This window comes from Promicromonospora sp. Populi (assembly GCF_041081105.1).
GTDB lineage: Bacteria > Actinomycetota > Actinomycetes > Actinomycetales > Cellulomonadaceae > Promicromonospora.
Window position 1 is genome coordinate 4474152 of sequence record NZ_CP163528.1, and the last position, 23549, is coordinate 4497700.

22 protein-coding genes are annotated in these 23549 nt (G+C 71.5%); 11 read left to right on the forward strand and 11 right to left on the reverse strand.

Annotation, left to right across the window (positions count from 1 at the left end):
• Positions 1–76: 76 nt before the first annotated feature.
• Positions 77–871 carry an IclR family transcriptional regulator gene (locus AB1046_RS20255; RefSeq protein ID WP_369371077.1) on the reverse strand — a complete coding sequence of 265 codons (795 nt, stop codon included), beginning with the start codon at positions 869–871 and terminating at the stop codon, positions 77–79.
• 69 nt (positions 872–940) lie between these two features.
• Between AB1046_RS20255 and AB1046_RS20260 the strand changes: the two genes are divergently transcribed.
• The 4 genes from AB1046_RS20260 (at position 941) to guaA (ending at position 5440) form a co-directional block, all read left to right on the forward strand.
• Positions 941–1969 (forward strand): 2-dehydro-3-deoxygalactonokinase, encoded by a 1029-nt coding sequence (locus AB1046_RS20260; RefSeq protein WP_369371078.1) that lies wholly within the window; start codon positions 941–943, stop codon positions 1967–1969.
• Positions 1966–2568 carry a 2-dehydro-3-deoxy-6-phosphogalactonate aldolase gene (locus AB1046_RS20265; RefSeq protein WP_369371079.1) on the forward strand — a complete coding sequence of 201 codons (603 nt, stop codon included), beginning with the start codon at positions 1966–1968 and terminating at the stop codon, positions 2566–2568. The genes AB1046_RS20260 and AB1046_RS20265 overlap by 4 nt, the downstream gene beginning before the upstream one ends.
• Positions 2569–2606: 38 nt before the next feature.
• The gene (gene dgoD, locus AB1046_RS20270) at positions 2607–3755 is read left to right on the forward strand and encodes a galactonate dehydratase (protein WP_369371080.1); all 1149 of its coding nucleotides are present in this window, start codon (positions 2607–2609) and stop codon (positions 3753–3755) included.
• A 92-nt stretch (positions 3756–3847) separates the two neighbouring features.
• Entirely contained in the window at positions 3848–5440 is a 1593-nt protein-coding gene (gene guaA / locus AB1046_RS20275; protein ID WP_369371081.1) for a glutamine-hydrolyzing GMP synthase, read from the forward strand.
• A gap of 71 nt (positions 5441–5511) precedes the next feature.
• On the opposite strand, the gene AB1046_RS20280 is transcribed toward guaA, so the two are convergent.
• A complete protein-coding gene (locus AB1046_RS20280; RefSeq protein WP_369371082.1) occupies positions 5512–6075 on the reverse strand; it encodes a hypothetical protein in 564 nt (187 codons plus the stop codon).
• Positions 6076–6205: 130 nt separating this feature from the next.
• Positions 6206–6829 carry an A24 family peptidase gene (locus AB1046_RS20285; protein WP_369371083.1) on the reverse strand — a complete coding sequence of 208 codons (624 nt, stop codon included), beginning with the start codon at positions 6827–6829 and terminating at the stop codon, positions 6206–6208.
• A 121-nt stretch (positions 6830–6950) separates the two neighbouring features.
• Between AB1046_RS20285 and AB1046_RS20290 the strand changes: the two genes are divergently transcribed.
• Entirely contained in the window at positions 6951–7661 is a 711-nt protein-coding gene (locus AB1046_RS20290) for a DUF3800 domain-containing protein (RefSeq protein WP_369371084.1), read from the forward strand.
• A gap of 231 nt (positions 7662–7892) precedes the next feature.
• Here the strand turns inward: AB1046_RS20290 and AB1046_RS20295 are convergent, their stop codons facing one another.
• The 3 genes from AB1046_RS20295 to AB1046_RS20305 form a co-directional block, all read right to left on the reverse strand.
• Entirely contained in the window at positions 7893–9056 is a 1164-nt protein-coding gene (locus tag AB1046_RS20295; RefSeq protein WP_369371085.1) for a glycosyltransferase family 4 protein, read from the reverse strand.
• Positions 9057–9209: 153 nt separating this feature from the next.
• The gene (locus AB1046_RS20300) at positions 9210–9881 is read right to left on the reverse strand and encodes a hypothetical protein (RefSeq protein ID WP_369371086.1); all 672 of its coding nucleotides are present in this window, start codon (positions 9879–9881) and stop codon (positions 9210–9212) included.
• 11 nt (positions 9882–9892) lie between these two features.
• A complete protein-coding gene (locus tag AB1046_RS20305) occupies positions 9893–11479 on the reverse strand; it encodes a PspC domain-containing protein (RefSeq protein WP_369371087.1) in 1587 nt (528 codons plus the stop codon).
• 136 nt (positions 11480–11615) lie between these two features.
• On the opposite strand from AB1046_RS20305, the gene AB1046_RS20310 reads away from it, so the two are divergent.
• The 3 genes from AB1046_RS20310 to AB1046_RS20320 all read left to right on the forward strand — a co-directional run bounded on the left by AB1046_RS20310 (position 11616) and on the right by AB1046_RS20320 (position 14707).
• Complete coding sequence (locus AB1046_RS20310) at positions 11616–13055, forward strand: PspC domain-containing protein (protein ID WP_369371088.1); 1440 nt, start codon at positions 11616–11618, stop codon at positions 13053–13055.
• Entirely contained in the window at positions 13052–13747 is a 696-nt protein-coding gene (locus AB1046_RS20315) for a response regulator (RefSeq protein ID WP_369371089.1), read from the forward strand. The genes AB1046_RS20310 and AB1046_RS20315 overlap by 4 nt, the downstream gene beginning before the upstream one ends.
• A 126-nt stretch (positions 13748–13873) precedes the next feature.
• A complete protein-coding gene (locus AB1046_RS20320) occupies positions 13874–14707 on the forward strand; it encodes a hypothetical protein (RefSeq protein WP_369371090.1) in 834 nt (277 codons plus the stop codon).
• A gap of 52 nt (positions 14708–14759) precedes the next feature.
• Here the strand turns inward: AB1046_RS20320 and cobA are convergent, their stop codons facing one another.
• From cobA to AB1046_RS20335, 3 genes are read right to left on the reverse strand one after another with little or no spacing between them, the layout of a single operon-like run.
• Complete coding sequence (gene cobA, locus AB1046_RS20325; protein ID WP_369371091.1) at positions 14760–16070, reverse strand: uroporphyrinogen-III C-methyltransferase; 1311 nt, start codon at positions 16068–16070, stop codon at positions 14760–14762.
• Entirely contained in the window at positions 16063–16935 is an 873-nt protein-coding gene (locus tag AB1046_RS20330; protein ID WP_369371092.1) for a phosphoadenylyl-sulfate reductase, read from the reverse strand. The genes cobA and AB1046_RS20330 overlap by 8 nt, the downstream gene beginning before the upstream one ends.
• Complete coding sequence (locus AB1046_RS20335) at positions 16932–18674, reverse strand: nitrite/sulfite reductase (RefSeq protein ID WP_369371093.1); 1743 nt, start codon at positions 18672–18674, stop codon at positions 16932–16934. The genes AB1046_RS20330 and AB1046_RS20335 overlap by 4 nt, the downstream gene beginning before the upstream one ends.
• A gap of 413 nt (positions 18675–19087) precedes the next feature.
• Between AB1046_RS20335 and AB1046_RS20340 the strand changes: the two genes are divergently transcribed.
• Positions 19088–19441: a hypothetical protein gene (locus tag AB1046_RS20340; protein ID WP_369371094.1), complete on the forward strand. Its 354-nt coding sequence runs from the start codon at positions 19088–19090 to the stop codon at positions 19439–19441.
• A 37-nt stretch (positions 19442–19478) separates the two neighbouring features.
• Here the strand turns inward: AB1046_RS20340 and AB1046_RS20345 are convergent, their stop codons facing one another.
• Positions 19479–20321, reverse strand: coding sequence for an arylamine N-acetyltransferase (locus AB1046_RS20345; protein WP_369371095.1), 843 nt, complete (start codon positions 20319–20321; stop codon positions 19479–19481).
• 93 nt (positions 20322–20414) lie between these two features.
• On the opposite strand from AB1046_RS20345, the gene AB1046_RS20350 reads away from it, so the two are divergent.
• Positions 20415–20897: a DUF456 domain-containing protein gene (locus tag AB1046_RS20350; protein WP_369371096.1), complete on the forward strand. Its 483-nt coding sequence runs from the start codon at positions 20415–20417 to the stop codon at positions 20895–20897.
• A gap of 11 nt (positions 20898–20908) precedes the next feature.
• Here AB1046_RS20350 and AB1046_RS20355 read toward each other — a convergent pair whose 3' ends face one another.
• Entirely contained in the window at positions 20909–21463 is a 555-nt protein-coding gene (locus AB1046_RS20355; RefSeq protein WP_369371097.1) for a PaaI family thioesterase, read from the reverse strand.
• Between the two features lie 24 nt (positions 21464–21487).
• Between AB1046_RS20355 and AB1046_RS20360 the strand changes: the two genes are divergently transcribed.
• Positions 21488–23536 (forward strand): prolyl oligopeptidase family serine peptidase, encoded by a 2049-nt coding sequence (locus AB1046_RS20360; RefSeq protein ID WP_369371098.1) that lies wholly within the window; start codon positions 21488–21490, stop codon positions 23534–23536.
• Positions 23537–23549: the final 13 nt, after the last annotated feature.

The following is a 23549-nucleotide window of genomic DNA, read 5'->3' on the forward strand; positions in this document are numbered from 1 at the left end:
AGTTGGCACCGAGATCGGTACAGCCCTGTGCCGATCTCGGTGCCAACTGCCGACCTGGTGGTGCCAACTGCCGATCTCAGAAGTGCTGGTGCGGGCGCCAGCCCAGGGCCGCCGAGATTCGGTCCGCGGCGTCTTGCACCACCGGCGCGAGCGTTTCTAGGCGTTCCGGCGGCATGTAGGGGCGGGTCGCCGTGACGCTGATCGCGGCGACTATCGCGCCCGAGGTGTCGCGCACCGGGGCGGCGACGCAGAGGATGCCCGGCTCGTTCTCCTCCAGGTCGAAGGTCACCCCTCGGCCTGTGGAAACCTCCATGACCTGCACGAACGCGTCGGCGGTGAGCACGTCCCGCGCCAGGCCGTCGTCGGCACCCGCCGGCCGTTCGGCGAGGAACCGCTCGCGCCAGCGCCCCGGGCCGTCCAGGAGCAGCGCCTTGCCGATCCCGGTCCGGGTCAGCGGCATGCGGTGCCCGATCTGCGAGCGCATCACCGCCCCCCGCGTCCCGGGGATCTTGTCGAGGTAGAGCACCTGCCCCCGGTCCTCGATGGCGAGGTGCACGGTGTCGTGCACACGCTCGGCGAGCGCGCGCAGTACCGGTGCCGCGACCCCGGTCACCGGGTTCTCCTGCAGCGCCTGGTAGCCGAGCTCGATGAGGGCGGGCCCGAGCGCGTAGGCGCCGTCGTCGAGCTGCCGTAGGTAGCCGGTGGCCAAGAGCAGCTGGAGCAGACGGTGGGTGGTGCTGCGCCCCACCCCGGTCTCCTCGGCGATGTCGCGCAGACGCGTGCGGCCACGGGCGACGGCGTTGACAACGGCGATGCCCCGCGCGAGCGTCTGGGTGCCCGGGGGAGCGGCGACGTCGGCCGGAGTGATCACCCCGCCATGGTATCCCGATAATAGGGACGGGGTTCAGATAATCGGGATGGCGCCTCTACCGTCCGAGGCATGGCAGATGGTGCACCGAGGCGTGACTCCGCACTGATCGCCGTCGACTGGGGTTCGACGACGTTCCGCGCGTGGCTCCTGGACGGCACGGGCGCGGTCCTCGACGAGGTCCGGTCGGCGGACGGAGCGCTCACGCTGTCGGAGCGAGCCGACTCGGCCCGAGGGCGGGCCGCCATGTTCGAGGCGACGTTCTCGCGGCTGTGCCGGGTCTGGCTTGACGAGCACCCCGGCGTCCCCGTGCTGTGCTCCGGGATGGCGGGATCGAACCTCGGCTGGGCCGAGGCCGGCTACCTGGACGTGCCGGCGGAGCTCAGCGGCCTCGCCTACCGGCTGACGGTGGTGCCCGCGGGTGACTCCGTGGTCCACCTCGTCCCCGGGCTACGTGCCACCGGCGCCTACCCGGACGTCATGCGGGGCGAGGAGGTGCAGCTCGTCGGGGCACTGGCCGCGACCGCTGCCGAGCACCAGGAGCTGGGCGCGCACCAGGCGACACCCGACCGCCGTCGGACCGTCGTGCTGCCCGGCACGCACTCCAAGTGGGTGCGGCTCAACGGCAGCTGCGTAGCGGGCTTCACCACCGCCATGACCGGCGAGCTCTACGGCCTCCTGATGCGGGACAGCATCCTCGCCCGCCTCGCGGACGGCGAGGCAGGGACCGAGGCGTCGGATGCCTTCATCTGGGGGCTGGAGGCCGAGGCCGAGCAGGGGGACGAGCGCGGGCTGCCGGCTCTGCTGTTCACGGCACGCACTCTTGTGCTGGCCGGCCGCCTGGCCGGACACCAGGTGGCCGACTACCTGTCCGGGCTGCTGATCGGCGCCGAGGTGCGGCACGCGCTGCGGGGCGACCCGGCCGACGTCGTCGCCCTGTGCGGGCTGCCGGCTACGACTCACCGCTATCGCCTCGCGCTAGAACGGTCCGGCGTGACGGTCCGCGTCGTCGGCGAGGATGCCACCGCCCGCGGCCTTTGGCACGTCGCCCTCAATGCCGGCCTGGCCTCGCTCGACCCCGCCCAGGAGCAGCTCGCATGAATGCTCGTTCCACCGGCCTGATCGCCATCCTTCGCGGGGTGACGCCAGCCGACGCCGTCGCCGTGGCGGAGGCGATCTTCGAGGCCGGGTTCGACGCCGTCGAGGTGCCGCTGAACTCCCCGGACCCGCTGGAGTCGATCCGCCGGATCCGGGCGGCCGGGCCGGCCGCGCGCCGCGTCGGGGCGGGCACAGTGCTCACCCCGGACGACGTGCTCCGCGCCGCCGACGCCGGGGCGTCGCTCATCGTCTCGCCGAACACCCGGGCCGACGTCGTGATGGAGACGGTGCGGCTCGGCCTGGAGAGCTACCCCGGGGCGGCGACGCCGACCGAGGCGTTCGCGGCGCTGGACGCCGGGGCGCGCGCGATCAAGCTCTTCCCCAGCACCGTGGTCGGCGTCGACGGTCTGCGGGCCTGGGCAAGTGTGCTGCCGCCCGGCACGGGCCTCGTCCCGGTCGGCGGCGTCGACACGACGAACCTCGCCGACTGGGCGCGTGCGGGCGCCTCGGGCGCCGGCATCGGCACGTCCCTCTACCGCCCGGGCGACGCCCCGGAAACGGTGGCCGCCCGCGCGATCCGACTGGTGGAGATCTGGCGCTGAGATCTCGCCTGCCGACAACCGATGGAGATGAGCACAACTTGAAGATCACCTCGATGAGTACGTTCGCCGTTCCGCCTCGGTGGCTCTTTCTCAGGGTCGAGACCGATCAAGGGATTGTCGGCTGGGGCGAGCCCGTACTTGAGGGGCGGGCGGCCAGCGTGGCCGCCGTCGTCGAGGAGCTGTCCGACTACCTGATCGGCAAGGACCCCCGCCGGATCGAGGAGCACTGGACCGTTCTGTACCGGTCGGGGTTCTACCGCGGCGGCGGCATCCACATGAGCGCGCTGGCCGGCATCGACCAGGCGCTCTGGGACATCAAGGGCAAGGCGCTCGGGGTACCGGTGCACGACCTGCTGGGCGGCCGCGTGCGCGACCGGATCAAGGTCTACTCGTGGATCGGCGGCGACCGTCCCGCCGAGACCGCGGCCCAGGCGAAGGCCGCCGTCGAGCGTGGCTTCTCCGCGGTCAAGATGAACGGCCCGGAAGAGCTGCAGTACCTGGACTCGCACGACAAGGTGGAGAAGGTGGTCGCCAACGTCGCGGCGGTCCGCGAGGCCGTGGGGCCGAACATCGGCATCGGCGTCGACTTCCACGGGCGGGTGCACCGGCCCATGGCGCGGGTGCTCCTCGAGGCACTGGCGCCCTACCACCTGATGTTCGTCGAGGAGCCGGTGCTGTCCGAGCACGTCGACGGGATCGCCGACGTGCTGCGGAGCTCGGCCACGCCGATCGCCCTCGGGGAACGGCTCTACTCCCGCTGGGACTTCAAGGACGTCATCACCTCGGGCGTCGTCGACATCATCCAGCCCGACCTCTCCCACGCGGGCGGCATCACGGAGGTCCGCAAGATCGCCGCGATGGCCGAGGCCTACGACATCGCCGTCGCCCCGCACTGCCCGCTCGGCCCGATCGCGCTGGCCGCGTGCCTGCAGCTCGACGCCGTCGCGTACAACGCGGTGCTCCAGGAGCAGAGCCTGGGCATCCACTACAACAAGGCGAACGACCTGCTGGACTACCTCGTCGACCCGGGTGTCTTCGCCTACGACGACGGAGCCGTCGCGATCCCGCTGGGACCAGGCCTCGGCATCGAGGTCAACGAGGACTACGTCCGCGAACGGGCCGTCGAGGGGCACCGGTGGCGCAACCCCGTCTGGCGGCACGACGACGGCTCGTTCGCCGAGTGGTGAGTTGGCGGAGTGGTGAGTCAGCCGAGTGGTGAGTGCGGCACATAACTCTGGTGCGGAGCGCCGGGCCGCCGTCAGGCACTTAGACTTGCCGGGTGTCGTCCACTGCCCCTGAGAACCAGCCGCAGACCCCCCGCCCGGTCATCGTCGTCGACTTCGGCGCGCAGTACGCTCAGCTGATCGCGCGCCGTGTGCGCGAGGCCAAGGTGTACTCGGAGATCGTGCCGCACACGTTCACCGTCGAGCAGATGCTCGCCAAGGACCCGGCGGCCATCATCCTGTCCGGCGGCCCGTCCTCCGTGTACGCGGCGGGCGCCCCGTTCGTGGACCCCAAGCTGTTCGAGGCCGGCGTGCCGGTCATGGGCATCTGCTACGGGTTCCAGGCCATGGCGCAGGCGCTCGGCGGCGAGGTCACGCAGACCGGGCTGAGCGAGTTCGGCGGCACGGAGGTCGAGGTCTGCTCGTCGGGCGTGCTGCTCGCCGACACCCCCGAGCACCAGACCGCCTGGATGAGCCACGGCGACGCCGTGCACCGGGCGCCGGTCGGCTTCGAGGTGCTCGCGACGTCGGACGGCTCGCCCGTCGCCGCCTTCGAGGACACCCGCCGCCGCCTGTTCGGTGTCCAGTGGCACCCCGAGGTGCGGCACTCGGCGCACGGCCAGACGGTGTTGGAGCACTTCCTGTACGACGGCGCCGGGCTGGCGCCCGACTGGACACCCGGCAACGTCATCACCGACCAGGTCGCCGCCATCAAGGCGCAGATCGGCGACGCGCGCGTCATCTGCGCGCTGTCCGGCGGCGTCGACTCTGCCGTGGCCGCCGCGCTCGTGCAGCAGGCCGTGGGCGACCAGCTCACCTGCGTGCACGTGGACCACGGCCTCATGCGGGAAGGTGAGGTCGAGCAGATCAAGAACGACTTCGTCGCCTCGACCGGCGTCCGCCTCATCGTCCGCGACGAGAAGGAGCGCTTCCTGACGGCGCTCGCCGGCGTCAGCGACCCGGAGACCAAGCGCAAGATCATCGGCCGCGAGTTCATCCGCGTGTTCGAGGACGCGCAGCGGGACATCGTGGCCGAGGCAGGCGAGCACGGCGAGGAGGTCAAGTTCCTCGTGCAGGGCACGCTGTACCCGGACGTCGTGGAGTCCGGCGGCGGCGAGGGCGCGGCCAACATCAAGAGCCACCACAACGTGGGCGGCCTGCCCGACGACCTCGACTTCTCCCTGGTGGAGCCGCTGCGCACCCTGTTCAAGGACGAGGTCCGCGCGGTGGGCCGCGAGCTGGGCGTGCCCGAGGAGATCGTCTCGCGCCAGCCGTTCCCCGGCCCGGGCCTGGGCATCCGCATCGTCGGCGAGATCACCGCCGAGCGCCTGGAGATCCTGCGCCGCGCCGACGCCATCGCGCGCGAGGAGCTGACCAAGGCGGGTCTGGACAATGAGATCTGGCAGTGCCCCGTGGTACTGCTCGCCGACGTCCGCTCCGTCGGAGTCCAGGGCGACGGCCGCACCTACGGGCACCCGATCGTGCTGCGCCCGGTCTCGTCCGAGGACGCGATGACGGCGGACTGGACCCGCCTGCCCTACGACGTGCTGTCGGTCATCTCGACGCGCATCACCAACGAGGTGCGTGAGGTCAACCGCGTGGTGCTCGACGTGACGAGCAAGCCGCCGGGCACCATCGAGTGGGAGTGACGTCCCGCGGCCCCGTCCCGGTTCGGGGCGGGGCCGCGGTCTTGCTCCTGGCTGAGTGATCAGTTGAGAGATCAGGAGATGGCGAACGAGTCGGCCCAGTTGTTGAAGCTGCCGACGAGGCTGTCCTCCTCGTGGATGAAGCCGGTGCTGCCGCCGTTCCAGCCCGCGCGGTCGAACAGGTTGATGTCGCACTGGCTGTACGTCTTCACCGAGCTCACTTTGTTCTGGTAGGTGCCGAGGTTTGCGCCGCCCTCGTGGTCACCGGTACTGCTGCTGCAGCCCACGGAGTAGTCCGGGTTGTAGATGACGAAGCGCCACCCGCCGAACCCGGCGAGCTCGTACAGCTCGGCGACCACGAGCCCGCTGGTCAGGATCGGGTCACACCCGAAGGTGCCGTCGTGTATCGGGCAGTAGAACGTCTCGGTCACGCCCGCGGGCGCTGCCTCCAGGTCGCTGACCATCACGGGCGAGCTCGAGGTGACTTCTTCGACCTGCAGGTCCGTGGGGCTGTTGTCGACCGCCGTCCGTGCCGTCGCCGGGGCGGCGGCGCCGAGTGCCAGCAGCAGCAACGCCCCGGAGGCCGCGGTCGCCAGCCGGGTCCGGAGCGCGGGGGTAACTCGTGCGTCCTTCGTCATGAGTGCTCCTCATGTCTGCCGGCGACGTTGTTATCGCCAATCTTCCAATGAGGAGGATTTTTTCAGAGACGTTGACGCATCACAAACAGTTTTCGCCGGACGGGTGACCCAAGCCGGGCGGGTGACCGGGTCAGCCGGCGAGGCGCGCCCAGGTCAGCCCAACCGCGGTGCCCAGCAGCAGGTACGGGCCGAACGCGATGCCGGTCTTCCAGCCCGCGCGCCGTCCGAGCAGCAGGACGATCGCGACCACACCAGCCAGGAGGTGCGCGGCGAAGACGCCGACCAGCAGCGTGGTCCATGAGTGCCAGGTCAGGACCGCACCCAGGGTGAGCGACAGCTTGACGTCGCCGTACCCGATCCCGCCGCGGGGGGCCACCAGGTAGAGCAGCTGGTAGGCCGCGAAGAACGCGAGCCCGCCCAGGACGGCCCGGCCGAGCGAACCCCAGGCCCCGGTGCCGAGGGCGGCCACGGCGAGCAGCACCGCCGTTGCCCAGGTCAGCGGAAACACCAGCGCGTTCGGCAGCCGGTGGGTGTGCGCGTCGATCACCCCGAGCGCCGCACTCGCGATCGCGAGCACGAGATACACCGGCGTGAGCCAGCCCGGTCCGCTCGCCCAGACGGCCCAGACGACGGCCAGTACGGCGACGACGACGATCGCCCGCGCGTACGGCTCGACCTCGCCCCGCGCACGCCGATACCCCCGGACGACGAAGGACTCGGCCGGGTTCGTCGCAGCAGGGTCGGTCGGGCTCATCTCGGGAGGCTATCGGCGAGCCCCGGTCGGCGCACCAGAGCCGTGTTGACGACGTGGGCGTTTTCCACAGGCGCGAGCCTTATCACGGGCGGCATCGAGTGATCTGTCCTACTGTCGTCGCGTGCTCCTCGCTTATGTAGATGAGTCCTACTCCAAGGACTACTTTTTCCTGGCTGCCGTCATCGTTGACTCCCAGTCCGCTGTTGAGATCGAGACTGGGTTGGACGCGATCGTCGATGAATACGCGCGGATGACGTCGCTGTCCGTGGAAGCCGAACTGCACGGGCACGAGTTGTTCAACGGGCACGGTGAGTGGGGTTCACTACAGATTCGCCAGCAGATCAACGTATATGGCCGCGCGCTCGAGGTGATCGGGAAGTCTGGCGCTCATGTCGTGCTCCGCGGCATGAATGTGGCGAGGCAGAAGGAGCGTTACGGAGAGAACGCTTGGCCACCGCACGACGTGGTGCTCGGCCACCTTCTCGAGAACATCGACTCAGTGGCGACGGAGCTTGATGACTGTCTGGTCGTCGTCGCGGACGAGATACATTCCTCTGAACGGCACCGTGTGAATTTCCGTGGCTACCGTGCGAACGGGACGCCGGGATACAGAAGTTCAAGGCTGCCGTCGCTGGTGGACACGATCCATTTTGGTCCTTCCAAGCACAGCAGGTTGTTACAGGCAGCCGATCTCGTTGCGTTTATGCACCACCGTCGTTCGGCGATTGTTGAGTCGGACGCTCGGCAGGCACGTGCGATCGAGCAGATGTGGGTTCACGTGGAACCGTGTGTCAAGCGCCGCTGGACGTGGGAGCCGTCTCCGCTCCCGTAGACGCACAAAGACCCTCGCCGCTCGGCGAGGGTCTAGGGCATTGCGTAAGGCCTTACGGCGTCACGCAATTTGAGGTTAACACACGTTGGCGAGCGGAGGGGAAGCGAAGACAGAGGCTCACAGCACTTGGCGGGACGTCAAGGCCAAGCACCCCACGTCTCCGGAGTGGGAGGCCGCAGCGAGGGAGAAGAGTGATCGGGAGATCGCGGCGTACCGGCTCGCTCAGGTCTCCTATCCCCGGGTCAGGGCCGCCGCTTCCTTGTAGGTCCGCTCCGTGGCGGCCAGGACCTCCGGCCAGGCCACGCCCGACGGCGGCGTCGCGGCTCGGTCCAGCAGGCCGTCCAGCAGGCCGGGCTCGGTCGCGAGCCGCACGAGCGCCGACGCCAGCGTGTCGTCGTCGGGCACCACGAGGCCGGTGTCGCCGTCGACCACCCGCTCGGCCACGCCCGAACCCGAGCGCGTGACCACCGTGAGCCCGGACGCCTGCGCCTCGAGCGCGGCGACGCCGAAGGCCTCGGCGACGGCGGGCGCGACAAAGACGTCGGCGCGGGCGTAGAGCCGCTTGAGCTCCGTGGCGGTGAGGCGCCCGGGCAGGGAGACGACGTCGTGCAGCCCGTGCTGGCCGACGAACCGCAGCGCCGCCGCGCGGTCCGGGCCTTCGCCCGCGAGCGTCACGAAGAGGGCGCCGCCCGGAAGTCGGGAGGCGGCGTCGGCGACGGCCTTGAGCAGCGGGAGCATGCGTTTGCGCGGCGCGAACCGCGCGGCGGACACCACGTGCACGGCCGCGCCCTCGGGCCGGGCCTCGCGTTCGGTGCGCGGAACTCGCCAGGAGTCCAGGTCGAGTCCATTGGGCAGGATCGCGACGTCGGCCACGTCGTCGGCCGGGCGCAGGAGGCGCCGGAGCGGCGCCGCCGTCAGCTCGCTCACCGCCGACCACCGCACGGGCCAGCGGGACCACCGGGTCACGGCGTCGGCCGCCGCGAACAGGCGCCAGGCCGAGCCCCACACGCTGTGCACCGTGAGCACCGCGGGCAGCCCCAGCCGGGTGACGGGCCGCAGCGCGGCTTGCGCTGTGGGGGCGAGCACACCCATGTGCAGGTGTACGACGTCGGGGCGATCGCCCCGGGCGATCGCCTCCCGGAGGCGGCCGGTGACGTGGGCGGAGGAGCGCGGGTGGACGGGCCAGCCGCCCGGGATGCGTGCGGCGATGCGGTGCACGGTGACGCCGTCCTCGACCGCAGTGCTCACCCCGTGCGCGCCGGGTGTGGCGGGTGTGGTGGTGATGACCTCGACGTCGTGCCCGGCCGCGACCTGCTGCGCCGCGAGGCGACTGACCTGCGCCTCGATGCCACCGAGCAGCGGGAGATAGGTGTCCGACACATGGGTGATGCGCACGCTGGCCATCCTCCCACCGCGCGCCAGCTCACGCCGCGCCCGGGTCGGCAGCTTCCCGTGAGGTCGGCAGATAGCACTGAGGTCGGTCCAGGGCTGGACCGACCTCGATGCAAGGTGCCGAGTTGGTGCTGCAAGCTGCCGACGGTGGTGGCCCTAGCGTCGGCGGAGGCTGGAGACCACCGAGCCGACGACGAGGATCACGCCCGCCGCGCCAAGCAGCACGATCAGTGCCATGCCCAGGTCGAAGATCACGCCGGCGGAGACCGCGAGGATCCCCAGTCCGACGGCGATCACGATCAGGCCCCAGACGGCCGTGCCGACGCGTGCGCGCCTGCGCTCCGTGGCCGGGGTCGCCGGCTGTGCCGACTGGCCCTGCTGTGCCGACTGGCCATGGTGAGCCGGCCGGCCCTGCTGTGCCGACTGGCCCTGGTGGACCGGAGCTACCGGCTGGGTCAGTCCCGTGCCGGGGGAGGACGACACAGCAGCCACCGCGGGAGCGTCCTGGACGGCGGATGCCGCCGACTCTGCCGCCGCCGATTCCGTCACCTGCGCCGCGGCGACGCCGTAGGCCGGGTGCACCTCACCCTCGGGTGCTGTGCCCTCGGGGATCCGCTGGGTGCCGGACGCGAACTCGCGCGTCTCGGCCTCGTGGGTGGCGATCTCCTGCGTCGGCGGTGTCGCCGCTGCGGGCAGCACCGTGGGCAGCACCTCGGTGGTGTCGGGATCGTTCGTGGTCTTGTGGTCCATGTCTTCGCTCGTGTCCTGGCCCTCGGGCCGGCTGGGGATCTCGCTCTGGATGTTGTCGTCGTTCTTGTGCTCGGTCATGGCGGGCTCCCTCAGTTGCTCTCGGACACGACGACCTCGCCCGCGCCGGCCTCGATCTCGAGGCTGAGCAGGGCGCCGTCATCGCCGACTTCGTCACTTGCGAAATAGTTGTCAGAGCCGAGGCCGCTCGCGGCTCGGTCCTGGTCGTCGACGTTCCACTGGACCGACCCGGCGGCGACGTAGGCGTTCGCCTCGACGGCCGTGTCCGCGGGTACGAGCACCGTCGTCGCGCCCGCCCCGAGCTCGATCGGCACCACGACGGGCGTGCCGGGCTCGACCTCGGACAGGTCGAGCTGGGACAGGTCGATGGTCGGGTCGCCCCAGCGGACGTAGAAGCCGTCCTCCGCCTCGCGAATGGTCTGCACCTCGATGGTGCCCTCGGTGATGCTGGCTGCCCGCGGGTTGTCGGAGTCGGTCACGAGCTCCTCGATCTGCTGGCGGCTCGCTTCGGCGTCGTCGGCCCAGCGCGGGACGTCGGAACCGACGACTGCCACGTACCCCAGGCCGAACACCAGGGCGACGATCGCGAAGAACCCGAGCACACCGCTGGTGCGGCCGCGCAGGCCGGACACGAGGATCGCGACCCCGAGCGCCACCGTCGCGATGCCCATCCAGGCCGAAACGAGCTCGAGCGAGCTGGACAGGTAGCTCTGGCGGTCGAAGGCCAGGAACAGGGCCCCGGCCAGCAGGATCACACCCAGGGTGACGCCCACGGTGGTGCCGCCCGGACCACGCCGGGTACGGGGCGGGCGCGGGCTGTAGACCGGCTGCGGCGGGCTGACCGCCTGCGGGCCGGACCGGTACGGGGCCTGCGGCTGCGGCTGGCGGTGCGGCGCCGGGCCGGCACCAGTTGCGTAGACCAGGCCGTCCTGGCGGTTGTAGTCGACTCTCGGCGCGGGCGTGAACGGGGCGGGGGTGCCAGGCGCACCAGGCGCACCCGGCGCACCCGGCGCACCAGGAACGGCACCCGGTACCTGGCCCGTGCGCCGCGCGGCACTGTTGTCCCGCGATCGCTGCACACCCTGGACGATCAGGTAGAGCACCAGCCCGAGGGCGGCAAGCCAGAAGAGGAAAGTGAGCAGGCCCCAGCCGTCGCCGCCGTCCCACCAGCCCAGCGGGCCGCCCCAGGCGAAACCGCTCAGGAACACGGCCACCGAGCCGAGCATCGCGACGTCGAAGTTGCCGCGGATCGCCTCCTGCAGGTGGATGCGTCCGTCGCGCTCGGGGAGCAGCGCCCAGCCGACGCCGTAGGCGATCAGGCCGAGCCCGCCCAGGAAGAAGCTGATGATCAGCAGGCCGCGCACGAGCAGCGGGTCCCAGCCGATCCGCTCGGCGATGCCGCCTGCGACGCCACCCACCCAGCGCTGGTCGGACCGCGGGAACAGGCCGCGGCGGATGGAGGCGAAGAAGCCGGTCTCGGGATAGGGCTGCTGCCCGGGGGCCGCAGGTGCAGGGTCGACGACGGGGTCGACCGCTGGTTCGGCCGCGGCGTTGGCCGCCGGGCCGGAGTATCTGGCGTCCGGGTCGACCGGCCTGGCGTCGGCCGGCGCGGACGGCTCACTCGTGGCGTCCTCGGGACGCGTCTCGTCGGTGCTCATGATGCCAATGCTGGTCGACGGGCGGCCGATCCGGCATCGGGACCTGCCCTGAACCGACCCTGGTTCGGCCTCCGCCGGACCCTGAGATCCGCCCCCAGGCGTATTCAGGGGCCTTGCGGCGTGTGACGATCGGGGGGTGAAGCAGAGACTTACCCTCCGCAGGCCCGGCAAGGCCGGACCGGGATACAGCGGCCGCTGGGTGGCCGGAGTCGCCGCCGGCCTGGCGGCGCACACCGGCCTGCCCGTGTGGCTGGTCCGGCTCGGCTTCGTCGCGCTCACCGCGTTCGCCGGAGCGGGACTGGTGGCCTACGTGTTCTGGTGGGTCACGGTCCCTGCGGGCGTCCCCACCCTGGACGACGGCGCGGTGCCCACCGAACGCCGTCGGCTCGCCCCGCGCCTGGCCACCGATCCCGACGCCGATGCCAGCGCCCCGGACCGGGCCGCCGCGGACCGGAGCGCCGTGTCGCTCGTCGACCGCGTGCGCCTGTCCGGGCCCGTGTCCCGGCTGGCGGTGCGGGACATCTGGATCGGGGTGGTACTGCTGTCGAGCGCGGCGCTCATGATCGCGATCCGCGCCGACTGGGACCCGGTCGCCTCCTGGGTGCTGCCCGCGCTCATCGGGCTCGGAGGTGTCGCCCTGGCGTGGAGCCAGGTCGACGCGACCGAGCGGGACCGGTGGGTCGGCGGCACAGGTACGGGCATGCGGTCGCGGTCGGCGCTCCTGCGGCTCGCCGGCGGTGTTGTGCTCACGATGCTCGGCGTCCTGATGCTCGTGGGCCAGGACACACCGGCGAGCGTGCTGTGGCAGGCCGCCGTCGCATCGGTGGCCATGGTCGCGGGCGTGGTGCTCGTCTCCGTGCCGTGGTGGTTCCGGCTCGTGCGCCAGCTCGGCGACGAGCGGGCGGCCCGTGCCCGGGAGTCCGAGCGCGCCGACATCGCCGCCCACCTGCACGACTCGGTGCTGCAGACCCTCGCCCTGATCCGGGCCCAGGCGTCCGACGCCGAGGCCGTGTCCCGCATGGCCCGCGCCCAGGAGCGCGAGCTGCGCGGCTGGCTCTACGACGACCGGCAGGAGCCCGGCACGTCGGTGGCCGCCGAGCTGAAGGACCTGGTGGCCGAGATCGAGGACGCCGTGGCGCCGCTGACCGTCGAGACGGTTGTGGTGGGCGACTGCCCGCCCACGGAGTACACCTCCGCGCTGCTGCAGGCCGCGCGCGAGGCCCTGCTCAACGCCTTCAAGCACGGCAGCCCGCCGGTCTCGGTCTATCTTGAGGTCACCGACGAGGTGGCGGAGGTGTTTGTGCGCGACCGGGGCGAGGGGTTCGACCTGGAGGAGATAGCGCAGGACCGGTTCGGTGTGCGCGAGTCGATCCTCGGCCGGGTCCGCCGGCGCGGTGGCAGTGCCGAGGTCGTCAGCCGGTCCGGCTGGGGCACCGAGGTGCGGCTGCGCATGCCGCTGGACAAGCCGGCGAACGGTGAGAAGAAGTCCGAGAAGAACGGCAGGGCACGGGCCACCACGGCTCCCAGCCCGGGCCTGGCTACTACACCAACCAATGCGGAAGGCGCGACGAGATGACAGGCCAGACGACGGTCTCGGGCGGCGGGCTGGTATCCCTTCCGGTACCCGTGGTGCTCGTGGACGACCACCACCTGTTCCGCACGGGCGTGCGCGCCTCCCTGGACGACCGGGTGACGGTGGTGGGCGAGGCGTCCGACGTCGACTCCGCCGTGGCTCGGGTGCACGAGCACCGCCCGCCGGTGGTGCTGCTCGACGTGCACCTGCCCGGCGGCAACGGCGGGGGCGGCGCCGAGGTGGTGCAGCGCTGCCAGGAACCGCTGGCGCAGGGCACCCGGTTCCTGGCGCTCTCGGTGTCCGACGCCGCGGAGGACGTCGTCTCCGTGATCCGCGCCGGCGCGCGCGGCTACGTCACCAAGAACATCGCGCCGTCCGAGCTGTCGTCGGCAGTGGTGCAGGTGGCCGGGGGTGACGCCGTCTTCTCGCCGCGGCTGGCCGGCTTTGTGCTGGACGCGTTCGGCGCGTCCGCCAACGACATAGCGGTGGCTGACGACGAGCTCGACCGCCTCTCGAAGCGCGAGCAGGAGGTCATGCGGCTCATCGCCCGCGGGTACTCCTACCGGGAGGTCGCGAGCGAGCTGTTCATCTCGATCAAGACCGTCGAGACGCACGTCAGCGCGGTGCTCCGCAAGCTCCAGCTCTCCTCGCGGTACGAGCTGACGCGCTGGGCGGTGGCACGGCGGCTGCTCTGACGTTGTTGCCCGCTCGTTCGCTTGGCGAACGAGCGGGTGAACAATTCCGGCCTGCGGTGCATAAGGCGATTTAGTGGGCCTCCAGGGGCTGGCAGCAAACGCCCTGCGTGGTTGAATGTCGGTCCAATGCGGACTCGTCGACTCGTCAGCCTCATGGTCGCGGTGGTGGCGGGAATCATCTGGGTGCTCAGCACCAGCGCCAATGCCACCAACTCCTGGGAACCGATCAACTTCCTCCTGCGGATCGCCGCGGGCACCGTCACGGTTGCCGCGGCGGCGGAGTGGTTGTGGCTGAGCCTGCGTGAGGGCCGAGACCTCGACGGGGACCAGGCTGCTGCTGAGGACCCGGCCGCCAAGGACCGGAACGTTGCGGACCTGGCCGCTGCGGACCAAGCCGTAGCGGATCGAGCCGTAGCAGACCAAGCTCTTGACGAGGGCAGTGCCGCTGATGACGGCCAGGCCCCTCAGGACTGGGCTGTCAACGAGGACAGGCCCGTTGACGATGGCCGCGCCGCGCACGAGGAACGCGTTCTCGACCCCGGAGTCGGCGAGCCCCGGGAGACGGCTCTTCCCGCAGTACGCAGCGCGGGCTCCAGGACGGTGCTCGACCTCCTGCTGTCGCTGTTCGGCCGGCGCCGGCGCTCGGCGAACGAGGACCTGGCCGTCGTCGCGGGCGGTGGCGCCGTGCTTGTCGTCGCGTACCTGATGGAGCGGAAGGTTCGCCGGGTGTCGCTTCGCGTCGGGCTGGACGAGGCCTCGGTCCAGTCCCTGGAGGCCGCGCTGGGCGCCGCACCGCACCGGGTGTTCGGCACGGAGACGCCCACGCGGGGACTCTTCAACCGGTCGGCGTACACGCAGGTCGAGGGCGCCTCCCGGTCGGGGGCGTGGAGCATCTCGGTCCCGACGGAAGACGTGGACACGCTCCGCTACGCACTGGCCCGAGCCGACGAGATACGTTGAGTGCTGGCTATCTGCTGGGTTGATGGCCTTCGCGCCAACAGATACCCAGCACTCAACGAGCTTGGTGGCGCCAGGCCGGGGAGAGGCGGACTACGTCGCCGACGACTATGACCGCCGGGGGGCGGACGCCGGCTGCCGCGGCGCGCTCGGCGATGTTCGCCAGGGTGCCGACGGTGACTCGCTGACGCTCCCCGTAACCGTCCTCGACCACCGCGGCCGGGGTGTCGGCCGGGCGGTCGGCGGTCGCCAGAGCCTCGGCCGCCTCGGCCAGGCGAGTGACGCCCATGAGCAGCACGAGCGTGTGGTCAGGCCCGCCGGGTACCTCCGCCGCGCCGTCGTGCCCGGTCAGGACGCTGAAGCCGCGCGCGACGCCGCGGTGCGTGACCGGGATGCCGACCGCCGCCGGCACCGATACCGCAGACGTCACGCCCGGCACCACCTCGACCTCGATGCCCGCCGCGCGGCACACCGCGAGCTCCTCGCCGCCGCGGCCCAGCACGTACGGGTCACCACCCTTGAGGCGGACGACGTCGCGCCCCGCCTGGGCGTGCTGGATCAGCAGTGCGTTGATCTCGTGCTGCGGCACCGGGTGGTTGCCGCTGGTCTTGCCGACGTCGATGACCTCGACGTCGGGCGAGAGCTCGCCCAGGAGGGCGCGCGGGCCGAGCCGGTCGACGATCACGACGTCGGCCTGGGCCAGCAGCGAACGGCCGCGGGCCGTGATGAGGCCCGGGTCGCCCGGACCGCCGCCGACGAGCCAGACGCGGCCGAGCCGTTCGGGAGGTTCGACATGTGTCCCCGGCTCGTCCGCCGACGTCGTCGGCCGCGGCCGGTGACGGCGCAGCGGTAGCGCCCCCGACTGGAGCTGAGCGGCGACCGCGTCCCGGATCGCCTGTGCCCGGCGCGGGTCGCGGCCGGCCGTCACCGCGACGGTCACCTCGCCGCCGTCGGTCAACGGGGTGCGGGCCACTGCCGGCACCCACGCGGTGCCCACGGACGCGTCGCCAGCGGTGACGCAGAAGATGCGGGCGCGCTCGGCGTCGTCGGACACCTGGCGATCGACCGGAGCCGAACCGGTAGCGGTGTGCACGAGCCAGGCCCCGTCGAGGTCACCCGACCGGTAGTCCCGCCGGACCCACTCCACCTCGGCCGGGCCGGGACCGTCCGTGGGCTCGGCGACCTCGGCTGCGACGGGTATCCCGAACTCAGCGAGGGCTGCGTGCGGCGCGACGACACGCACCCGCGCACCCGCCTCGACGAGCGAACGCGCGCGCCGCGCGGCGACGGGTCCGCCGCCGACCACCACGACGAGCCGCCCGGCGACCTTCAGCCCCAGCGGGTAGATCTGTTCGGCGTCAGACATGGAGACCACACTCGTCCTTGTCGCGGCCGGCCCAGCGGCCGGAGCGGGCGTCCTCGCCCGGCAGCGGCCGCGCGGTGCAGGGCTCGCAGCCGACCGACGGGTACCCGTCGGTGAGCAGCGGGTTCACGATCAGGCCGTGCCTGTTCGCGTACTCGGATACCTGGTCGTCGGTCCAGGCGGCGATCGGGTTGATCTTCACCACGCCGTTGCGTTCGTCCCAGGTCACCAGCGGCGCGTTGGCGCGTGCCGCCGTCTCGCCGCGCCGCACGCCCGTGGCCCACGCCTCGTAGCCCTCCAGGGCCTGCTTCATGGGCGCCACCTTGCGGATCGCGCAGCAGGCCTCGGGGTCGCGGTCGTGCAGCTTGGGACCGTACTTGGCGTCCTGCTCGGCGACGGTCAGGGTCGGCCGCACGTCGACGACGTTCACGTCCAGCTCGATCTCGACGGCCTCGCGGGTGCCGATCGTCTCCGCGAAGTGATAACCCGTGTCGCCGAACAGGACGTCCACGAACGGGAGCTGCTGCGCCACCAGGTGCGACAGCACGGAGTCCTGCATCGAGGAGGCGACGGCGACCCACGGCCCGAACTCGCGCACCGCCCAGGCGATCACGGCCTCGGCGTCCGCCTCGGGGTTCCCGGCCGAGGCGTGCAGCTGGGCCTGCCCGCGCTCCACGACGGCCCGCAGCTCCTCGGGGGTCCGACGGCGGCGCGTGGTCCGGGCGACCCGGCGCGCCTCGCTCGTGCGCTCGCGGGCGGCGGCCCGGGCGCGCACACGGGCCAGGCGCGGGTTCTCGCCCGAGCCGATGCCGGAGCTGGTCCCGGAGAACAGCAGGGAGGACGCAGGGGCCTCCTCGGTGGCCGTCATCGGAGGGCCTCCTCGTCGGCTCGGTGCGCCCACTGGGCGAACGTCTCCTCGCCGTCGTGGTCGGTGTCGTACCGGCGCACGACCCGCTCCACGTAGTCGCCGATCCCGTCGGCCGTCACCTTGAGCCCGCGCACCGTGCGCCCGAGCCCGGCGTCGTCCCGTTCGGTCGATGTCAGGCCGCCGCCGAGGTGGACCTGGAAGCCGGGCACCTGGTTGCCGTCGTCGTCCATGATGAGCTGGCCCTTGAGGCCGATGTCGGCCGTCTGGATGCGCGCGCAGGAGTTGGGGCAGCCGTTGACGTGCAGGCTCAGGGGCTTGAGGTTCTTCAGGTCGCCCAGCCGCTCCTCGAGCTGCGTGATCGCCGCGGCCGACGTCGCCTTGGTCTCGACGATCGCGAGCTTGCAGTACTCGATGCCGGTGCAGGCGATCGTGTTGCGGCGGAAGATGCTCGGCCGGGCCTGCAGGCCGAGCGCGTCCAGGCCGGCGACCAGCGGCTCGACCTCGTCCTTGGCGACGTCCAGCACGAGCAGCTTCTGCTGCGGCGTCAGGCGGACGCGGCTGCTGCCGTGCGCCTCGGCGAGGTCGGCGAGCTTCGCCAGGGTCTCGCCCGAGACCCGGCCCACCGTGGGCGCGGCGCCGATGTAGAACCGGCCGTCGTGCTGCTCGTGGATGCCCACGTGGTCGCCGCGCACGTCGAGGCCCAGCTCGGCGGGTGACGGCGGCGCGACGCCGTCGGGCAGCTTGTAGCCCAGGTACTCGTCCTCCAGGACCTGGCGGAACTTCTCGACGCCCCAGTCCGCCAGCAGGAACTTCAGGCGGGCCTTGTTGCGCAGCCGGCGGTAGCCGTAGTCGCGGAAGATGCGGATCACGCCGTGCCAGACGTCGGGCGCCTCCTCCTCGGTGACGAACGCGTTCAGGCGCTCGGCGAGGCGCGGCGCCGTGGACAGCCCGCCGCCCACCCACACGTCGTAGCCGATCCCCAGCTCAGGGTGGTCGACGGCGACGAACGAGATGTCGTTGATCTGGTGCACCACGTCGAGGCTCGGGTGTCCGGTGATGGCGGACTTGAACTTGCGCGGCAGGTTGGCCAGCGCCGGGTCCCCGATGAACCGCTCCTGGATCTGCTCGATCACCGGCGTCGGGTCGATCAGCTCGTTCTTGGCGACACCCGCCACGGGGCTGCCGAGGATGACCCGCGGCACGTCGCCGCAGGCCTCGGTGGTGCTCAGCCCCACGGCCTCCAGCCGCCGCCAGATCTCCGGCATCGCCTCGACCTCGATCCAGTGCAGCTGCAGGTTCTGCCGGTCGGTGATGTCCGCGGAGCCGCGGCCGAACTCGAGACTGATGCCCGCGATGGTGCGCAGCTGCTCGGTGCTCAGGGCACCGCCGTCGATCCGGACGCGGAGCATGAAGTACTCGTCCTCGAGCTCGTGCGGCTCCAGCGTGGCGGTCTTGCCGCCGTCGATCCCGGGCTTGCGCTGCGTGTACAGACCCCACCAGCGGAACCGGCCGTGCAGGTCGTCACCGGGGATCGAGCCGAAGCCCTCCTTGGCGTAGATCTGCTCGATCCGGTCGCGCACGGCCAGCGGGTCCGACTCCTGCTTGAACTCCTCGTTGTGGTTCAGCGGGGTGTTGCCGTCGACCTTCCACTGGCCGTTCGGGCGGGCGGGGCGCTTCGCGGGAGTACGGGGTGCCGTGGGTGGGAGGGTCTCGGGCGGGGTGGGGGCCGTGTTCACCATGGGCGGGGTCCTGTTCATGCGGGGCGCGCGGGCGTGGAGCGAGCTGGGGGAGTTTGCGCGTCGTACGGGCGCAGGAGGCCGTTTCCCGGGGATGACCAGGGACTCAGCGCTTCAGGCCGGCGTCGCGCGCTGACCTTGCTGGGTGGTGACGGAGGCGAAGGGGCGCGTCAGAGCAGACAGCTGCGACAGCGGTCGCAGGCACTGGTCGGCATGGCGCACATGGGCATCTCGTGACGGGTGGTCACGAGAGAGATGCGCGCTTTTGCCTTGGTCATGGCGACGACGTTAACCCCGGGCTCTGAGCGGCGGAAGACCACGTCCACATAGTGGATGCCTATACCTCGCATCAATGTTGCCTATGCATTTCCCTACCGAATCGGTCGGGATTGGGGCGTCTCGATAGGCTGCCCACCATGGAGTTCCTCTACAACGTCTTCGTGTTCCTGCACTTCGCGAGCTGGGCGCTGGTGTTCGGCGGGTCGATCGCGTCGCTGCGGACCAAGGCCCTCTACAAGGGCGTCTCGCACGGTGCCATGGGAGCCGTCGTCGCGGGCGTGATCATGGTCGGGATCGCCGAGATGGCCGGGCCCTTCGGCAGTGGTGAGCTGGACATGGCGAAGATCGGCGTCAAGCTGGTGATCGCGATCGCCGTCGCCGTGCTGGCAGTGCTCGCCGTCCGCAAGGGGGAGAACGTCTCGCAGGGGCTCAAGGGCTCCGTGCTGGGGCTCACCCTGGTGAACATCCTGGTCGCGGTGTTCTGGAACTGATTGTCCGACGGCGGCGCGGCTGACGCCGCGCAAGTGCCTAGCGCGTAGCCAGCCACTCCCGGTGCGCGGCCAGGCTGCGGTGGAACAGCGCGCGCAGCGCGTCGTCGTCGACGCCCTGGAGCCGGATGCCCAGTGTCAGCAGTCCGTCGCGCCAGTCGTCGTACGTCGTCAGCTCGGTCTTCTCGGCTCGTGCCCCGGTCCGGGTGAACATGCAGCCGCGCAGCGTCTCCGCGGCGTCGGGCAGGCGCCGTTGCACCACCAGCTTGCGGGCGTATGCGCCGCCGGCCGGGTCGGTCAGCCGGCGGTGCGCGGCCGTCTCCTGCTCCGTCGTCAGCTCCTCGTCGAACAGGTCGACGGCGACGATGCTGCCCTTGGCGTCGTGGTGGAACGTCCAGCCGCCGGCCCTCAGCTCGAGCCGGTAGGCGAACGGCCCCTGCCGGTACTCGCCCGCGGTCAGCGGAAGCGGGGCGTGCATGCCGTCACCCAGGCCGACGTCGGGCCACCAGACGCCGGCCGGGTTGTCGTCGGTCGGAAGCCCGCGGACGTACAGCGCCAGGTGCCCGACGTGCACGTCCTGGCGCTCGGCGTCGGTGTCCCAGTTGTGGCCCCACGCCGGTACGACGTCGTAGCCGAGCGCGCGGAGCACAGAGGTCAGCACACCGTTGTGGTGGAAGCAGTAGCCGGTGTTGCCGCCCGCTGCCACCCGCTCCAGCGTCGCGGTCGCGTCGATGTCCGGCGGGCTGCCGAGCATCGTGTGCAGGTTCTCGTACGGGAGCTGCTCGGCGTGCCGGCGGTGGATCTCGAAGAGGGTCGCGACCGTGGCCGGCGGACGCTCGTCGAGGCCCAGCCGGGTCAGGTAGCCAGCCACCGCAGGATTCATGGTGAGCAGGATAAACACGCCGCGCTTGGATCGTTCTGTTCGACCAGCCCCGTTTTGTTCGGGCGGACGCCGTGCGACCGCTAGTGTGCGGCCGTGGACGTTTGGGCAGAAGTACTCGTTGGTGTCGCAATCCTCGCCGGCCTGATCGGCATCGTCGTTCAGGTGCTGCCCGGTGCGGTGCTCGTGCTGGGCGGAATCCTCGTGTGGGCGATCTTCACGGGCGGCGTCGAGGCGTGGGTCGTGTTCAGCATCGCCGCCGTCGCGATCGTCGTCGCCGAGGTGGCGCAGTGGATCCTGGCCGGCAAGCACGTGCGCAAGGCCGAGGTGCCCTGGCTGACGCTGGCCGTGGGCGGCATCGCGGGCATCGTCGGCTTCTTCGTGATCCCCGTGATCGGCCTGTTCGTCTTCTTCGTCGGGGCGATCTTCCTGCTGGAGTGGCTGCGCCGCCGGGACTTGTCAGCCGCCTGGGGCGCGACGAAGGCGGCCCTGCAGGCCACCCTGATCACGATCGGCGTGCAGCTCGCGGGCTCACTGATCGCGGCGGGCGCCTGGGTAGTCGGCCTGTTCATCACCTGACATCTGGCCGATCAGGTGCGCGGGGTCGGGATGTCGAAGATCAGCAGCGTGCTCGACGCCGTTGCCACCACCGTGCCGCTCGCGTCCCGGATGACGCCCTCCGTGAAGCCGACGCGTGAGCCCGCCTTGGTCACCGTGCCCTCGGCGGTGAGCAGGCCGCCGTCGCCGCGTACGGCCTTGAGGTAGTTCACCTTGATCTCGATCGACGTGTAGCCCTTGCCCTGCGGCAGCACCGACTGCATGGCGCAGCCGCACACCGTGTCCAGGAGCGTGCACACGACGCCGCCGTGCACCGTGCCGATCGGGTTGTAGCAGGACTCGTCGGGCCGGCAGACGAACGTGACCCGGCCCTCCTCGACCACGTCGATGTTGAGGCCGAAGTGCTCGGTGATCGGCGGCGGTGCGAGGATGCCGTCCCGGATCTGGCCCAGGAACTCGACGCCGGACATGTGCGGCACCTGCGCCGCGATCCGCTGGGGGTCGTACCAGGTCAGCTCGCGGGTGCGCGGCTCGCCCCAGGCTCCGGGAGTGCTCGTCGGGGCGTCGGACTGTTGTGTTTCGGACATGTTCGCAAGGGTAATGTCCGGGTCATGCAGGCAGCCGACCTTCCCCTGATCCGTACCGTCTCCCGGCCGACCGTCCACCCGGACGGCGCCTGGGCCGTCGTGGCCGTGACCCGGCCCGACCTCGACGCCGACGCAACCGTGGGCCAGCTCTGGCGGGTGCCCCTGGCACCGACCGACACGGGAGACCCGGCCGACACCACCGGCGAGGCCGCCGATGCACCCCGCCGCCTCACCCGCGGATTCCGTGACACCGAGCCGCGCTTCTCGCCCGACGGCGCCCTGGTCGCCTTCCTGCGCGCGCAGCCGCAGGGCGCGCCGCAGCTCTGGGTGCTGCCGACCGAGGGCGGCGAGGCCGTGCAGGTCACCGACCGCAAGCTCGGGGTGAGCGACTTCCGCTGGTCCCCGGACGGCAAGAGCCTCGCGTTCCTGAGCCGGGAGCCCGAGCCGGGGCGCTACGGCTCCGTCGAGGGCCTCGCCGCCAACGCCGAGGGGCCGCGTCGTTTCACCGAATGGAGCTGGACCCGCAACGGCCTGGGTTACCACCGCGACCGCCCGCAGCACGTGTTCCTCGTCGACGTGCCCGACGTCACCGCCGAGCCCGTGGTCCAGCCCGCCCCGACCGTGCAGGGGGACGCCGAGCCCCGCCCCACGGTGCCGGAGCCGCGCCGGGTGACCACCGACGACGTCGACCACAGCGGTATCGCCTTTACGCCCGACGGCGGCTCGCTCGCCGTCCTGGCCGAGCTGGAGCAGGGCGCGGGCCAGGCGTTCCGCAACAGCCTGCGCGTGCTGCCGCTGACCGGCCCGGCTGGTGGTGGCTCCGAGGTCGAGCTCGGCACGCTCGCCCCGCACGCGGTCGCGTTCGGCCCGGGCGGCGAGCTCTACGTGCTCGCGACGGACCTCGGCCCCGAGGGCAAGGACTTCGTGGCCCGCAACGCCGCGCTGTACGTCCTGTCCGCCTGGGCCGATCCCGAGCCCCGCCGGCTGACCGACCCCGAGACGCAGGCATTCGGCGGCGAGCCCCTCCCGCTGGCGGACGGCGGCGTGCTGCTCGCCCTGGAGACCCGCGGCACGCAGCAGGTGGTCCGGATCACCGACGACGGGGTCACAACCCAGCTGACCAGCGGCGACGTCGTGCTGTCGGGGTTCGGCGTCGGCGGCGGGACGCTGGCTGTCGCGTTCGGCGACCCGGGCAGCTACGGCGACCTGGGGGTCGTGGACCTGGCCGGTCCGGAGGGCGGCGCGCCCCGCCGTCTTACGGACTTCTCCGCGCCGCTGCGCGCCGCCGGCATAGTGACCCCCACCGAGCTGACCGTCACCGGGCGCGACGGGTACCCCGTGCACGGCTGGGTGGCGGTGCCCGACCCCGACAAGCACCCGGCCGGCAGCCACCCGACCCTGCTGATGATCCACGGCGGACCGTATGCGTCCTACAGCGCGGGGCTGTTCGACGAGACGCAGGTGCTGGTCGACGCCGGGTACGCCGTCGTGTACTGCAACCCGCGGGGCTCGATCGGCTACGGGCAGGCGCACGGCCGGGCGATCCGGCAGGCCATGGGCACCGTGGATCTGCACGACGTGCTGGACTTCCTCGACGGGGCCGTCGCGGCCGACGTGCGCCTGGACGGGTCCCGCGTGGGCGTGCTGGGCGGCTCCTACGGCGGGTACCTCACCGCCTGGACCATCGCGCACGACCACCGGTTCGCCGGCGCGATCGTGGAGCGCGGGTTCCTCGACCCGGACGTGTTCTTCGGGACCAGCGACATCGGCTCGTTCTTCAGTGCTCAGTACGTGGGCGAGACGCCGGAGCAGATCGCCGCGCAGTCGCCGCAGGCCGTCGCCGGGCAGGTGACCACACCCACGCTCGTGCTGCACTCCGAGCTGGACCTGCGCTGCCCGCTGTCCCAGGCGGAGCGCTACTACTCGACCCTCAAGCGGAACGGGGTGGAGACGGAGCTGGTGGTCTTCCCCGGCGAGAACCACGAGCTGTCGCGGTCCGGGCGGCCGCGGCACCGGCAGCAGCGCTTCGAGGTGATCCTGGACTGGTGGAAGCGGTACCTACCGGTCGGATGAGAGCATCTTCCCT